At 56.4% G+C, this 4155-nt stretch carries 2 protein-coding genes and 1 pseudogene; all 3 read left to right on the top strand.

What is annotated here, in order from left to right:
* A pseudogene (locus HMPREF2537_RS12770) lies at positions 1 to 962 on the top strand (hypothetical protein); the annotation flags it as partial.
* Between the two features lie 236 nt (positions 963 to 1198).
* On the top strand, positions 1199 to 2545 hold the full coding sequence (gene purT / locus HMPREF2537_RS04055; RefSeq protein WP_070525752.1) for a formate-dependent phosphoribosylglycinamide formyltransferase: 1347 nt from the start codon (positions 1199 to 1201) through the stop codon (positions 2543 to 2545).
* A 604-nt stretch (positions 2546 to 3149) separates the two neighbouring features.
* Positions 3150 to 4155, top strand: a 1006-nt coding sequence (locus HMPREF2537_RS12765; protein ID WP_070525750.1) for a VaFE repeat-containing surface-anchored protein, incomplete at its 3' end; no start/stop codon positions are given.

Raw genomic sequence — 4155 nt, 5'->3', positions numbered from 1 at the left:
AGAACGGTGAGCCTGGCAACACCGACCCGACCAACCCGGATACCGACGGTGATGGTGTAACAGACCGTACTGAAATCGAGATTGGAACTGATCCGAACAACCCGGACACCGATGGTGACGGCGTCAACGACGGTGACGAGATCAAGGACGGCACCGATCCGAAGAATCCGGATACCGATGGTGACGGCGTCAACGACGGCCAGGAGAAGAAGGACGGCACCAACCCGCTCGACAAGAGCGACTTCAAGGGCAACGAAGGCTCTGACGAGGACGACAAGCCGAGCATTGTTGCTGTTGGCACCGTCGATGAGATTCCGGCTAACGGCAAGCCGAAGAAGCTGGATGACAAGGTCAAGAACCCGACTGAGGGTATGACTGGTGAGGTCATCGGCAAGGACGGCAAGCCGATTGAGGGTGCGAAGGTCGAGATCGATCCGAACACCGGTGAGATCAAGGTGTCGGTGCCGGAGGGCACGAAGCCGCAGGATGCCAAGGTCGCTGTCAAGGACAAGGACGGCAACAAGATTGGTGATGTTGATGTCAAGATCACCGACCCGGAGAAGCCGTCTAAGCCGGGTAATGGTTCCTCTGACCTGTCTTCGAACCTGTCCCAGCGCTGCATCAACACCGGCCTGGGTGTTGGTATTCCGCTGCTGTTCCTGATTCCGGTTGGTCTGGCTTCCCAGATGAATATTCCGGGTCTGTCGGACTTTGTTGCTCCGATTAACAAGCAGATTCGGGATCTGAATACTCAGCTGCAGAAGCAGGCTGGTGTGTTCAATGGTCCGCTGGCTGGCAAGATGGCTGGTATCGATGCGCAGCTGAAGCGTTTCGGTGTTGACCACCAGCAGGCTGCTGGCGCTGTGGCTCTGATTGCTGCTGGTGCTCTGGCTATTGGCCTTATCGCTGATGCTTGTGCGCCGGGTGCAGGTTCCTCTAACGGTTCCTCTTCTTCCAAGTAAGAGACACTAACGCACACCGAGGGCCAGCCGGCCCTGAGTGGCCGGCTGACGCATAGAAGGTCAGTCTAAATACCAAGGCCCCCTTTCCCACCGTTTCCCTGCGGTGGGGAGGGGGCTTGGTGATCCTAGGGTTCAGTCCGGCGCACTGGGTGGCCGGTGCCCGATGGGGTTGGGATGGTGGGGTTTGGGGGACGTCGCCAAGCAATGCAGCGCCAGAAGTATGCGATAATTCGAGAATGACTACCGTAGGCGACATCGCAGGCCAGATCGGAACCCCTCTGACAGGAAACGCCACCAAGGTGCTGCTCCTGGGAGCGGGCGAGTTGGGCAAGCAGTTGGTAATTGCCTTTCAGAACTTAGGACTCGAGGTCCACGCCGTGGACCGCTACGCAGGAGCACCCGCGCAGCAGCTTGCGCACTTTAGCTACATTGCAGATATCAGGGACCCGCACAAGGTGTGGGAGCTGACAGAGCGCATCAAGCCGGACTATGTGGTCCCGGAGGTGGAGACAGTCGCGGTGGAAGCGCTGAAGCGCATTGAGGAATTCGGCACCACCGTTGTGCCTTCGGCGCGAGCATGTGAGCTGACACAGAGCCGGGAGAGCGTGCGTGAGGTGGCTGAGAGCATCGGCTTGCCCGTAACGGCCTATCGCTTTGCTGAGTCCGCTGAAGAGTTGCAGGACGCGGTGGGGGGGTTGGGGCTGCCGTGCATCGTGAAACCGGATATTACGACCTCCGGTAAGGGGCACGTGCTTCTTAAGGAAGAAGAGGACGTGCAGGAGGCGTGGTCCATGGTGCGCCACGTGTCATCGGATTATAAGCGCGTGGTGGTGGAGCGCTTCGTTGACTTTGATTATGAGGTCACGCTGCTTGCTGTGCGCTCTATTGACCCGGCTACGGGCAAGATGGCCACGTGGTTCAGTGAGCCCATTGGCCACCGTCATGAGAATGGTGATTTGGTGGAGTCCTGGCAGCCCATGGCGATGAGTGAGGACGCCTTGGCGAACGCGCGCTCCGTTGCGGCGCGTATCTCTAATGAGTTGGGCGGGCGGGGCGTCTACGGCGTTGAGCTCTTCGTGGCGGGCGATGAGGTGTACTTCTCCTCCGTCTCACCGCGTCCTTTGGACACCGCCATGCTGACCGGATACACGCAGCGTTTCTCGGAGTTTGAGCTCCACGTCCGTGCGATTCTGGGCTTCCCTATTGACGTGACGTTGGTCAGCCCCGGTGCTGCGGTCATTCTGCACGCGGACGCTGAGCTTGATGACGTCTCCTACACCGGCCTCGACACCGCCCTTTCCTACGAAGAGACGGATGTGCGCCTGTTTGGCAAACCGTGGGCTTATGCCGGCCGACGCATGGGCATGGTGGCCACGACTGCTGAGGACGTTGAGACCGCCCGCGACAGGGCAGCGCTGGCGGCTGGAAAGATCACTGTGGGGCCGAATGCTGATAAAACCGTCCACGGTGACTCACAGCCCGTGGAGCCGACCGCCACTGCCGTCTCTGATATTGAGGTCATCGAGGTCCCGGAACCGGTTGTCGACGTCGACCCGAAACTCATCCGCTCCACCGACGATTAAAGAAACAGTGACGTTATAAGTTAAGGGGAATGATACCCTGTGCCTTGGCAGGGGAGCGGGGTGCTGAATGTGATTGAAGTGGCCGTGTGTTGCGCACGGCCACTTCTGCGCATTTCTGGGGGCTAGTTGTCTGCAGGCTGGAGAGGTGTGCGGGGCATCTTCCGTGCGGGAAGTCGGTTGGCTCAGCACCGCCTTAAGGAAACGCTTATGCAAAAACTTAAGAAACCTTAAATGGAGAAATCTAAGAAAATCTGAGTTATGTGCCGTGTCAACATTTAGGCGAACGTATTGTCGAAAAACGGCCTGAAGGTCGAGCGCACAGCACGTTTTACCTGCCGAAATGTCGCCATATGAGGGTATAAGGAAAAGTTATGCAGCAATCAACTATCTTGCGACTAGCTGTGAGTGATGATAGTCTCCTGGGTGGACTATAAGAGTACGTGAGATTCTTAAGGAGAATTGCCGGTCAGGGTGTAAAAACCTACGTCCAGATTTCAGATTGTCTCAGCGGAAACTTACTGCTGTGCAGAACAACTTGTAGACATTCACATCATTCGAAGAGGAAACGATGAGTAAATTAAGGAATATCTCCAGAGAGGGGTGGATGGTCCTTACTGCTGTTTTCACGGCAATAGCAGTGATTGCGGCCATGGTCACCGTTCCCTGGACGAAGGCGGATGCGGCTGAGCCGACCGACTTCGTGCCGAATGAGACGCTTAGCCCCCATCGCGTGAAAGATGGCCGTGACACCACTTGGGGTCCACTGGTGTGGGCTGGTGTACCAGAGGGGAAGCCTAAAACTAATCAAACTGGCAATGACGTCGGTTGGGCCTGGTGCATTGATTTCACAACCCAAGATCCGGTGGCTGTAAATAGGAAATATCACAAGTCGACGGCGGGCGCGCTTCGCTTTGACGACCCGAAGTATCAGGACGCTGCGATTGGTATGGCGATGAAGCTTCGTGATGCCACTAAGGCGGGAGATAAGAAGCTTACTGCGAATTACAGCGTTTACTTGGCTGCCCTGGTCTCGGACGCTGGAGGTCGCGCAGAGGCTATTAAGGTGATACGAGGGCAAGGAGTTAGCCAACCCGACCGCTTTACGGCTTTTACGGGTAATGAGGACGAGTTCACGTCCCTCACAGGACTCCGGATTATCAGCGATTCTGGTGACAAGTTCAATCTTGATACTTGGTTTAAAGTTGACCCGTCGGTGACTATTGACCGTCAGCCGGCTGATGCCTTTATCACCATTGTTGGTCCGGACGGCAACTGGCGTATTCGCAATGGTTTTGGTCAGCGAGTAGTTCCTGTTGACCAGCCGGGTCTGCCTGGTGGGGTAAAGATTTCCACGAAGGCCAACTTTGCTGAGGGTTCGACTCAGGTTGTTGCTGGTGCGCAGGTTAATGACCGTGTTACCTACGAGAACCTGGTTCCGGGTAAGGAATACACTCTGTTCGCTGAGCTGATTTCCAAGGCTGATGGCAAGACCGTTCTGGGTGAGGGTGAGAAGACCTTTACTCCGGAGTCTGCTAACGGTGAGGTTGTAGTTGAAATCACTGTTGCTGAGTCTGTGACTAAGCCGGTTGAGGCTGCGGTTGCTTTTGAGA

Source organism: Corynebacterium sp. HMSC074E01 (assembly GCF_001808885.1).
Classification (GTDB): Bacteria; Actinomycetota; Actinomycetes; order Mycobacteriales; family Mycobacteriaceae; genus Corynebacterium.
This window is presented reverse-complemented; position numbering and strand designations above follow the sequence as displayed.

Excerpts from the sequence above, each read along its gene's own strand:
- purT (WP_070525752.1), top strand. The coding sequence starts at position 1,199 with ATGACTACCGTAGGCGACATCGCAGGCCAGATCGGAACCCCTCTGACA.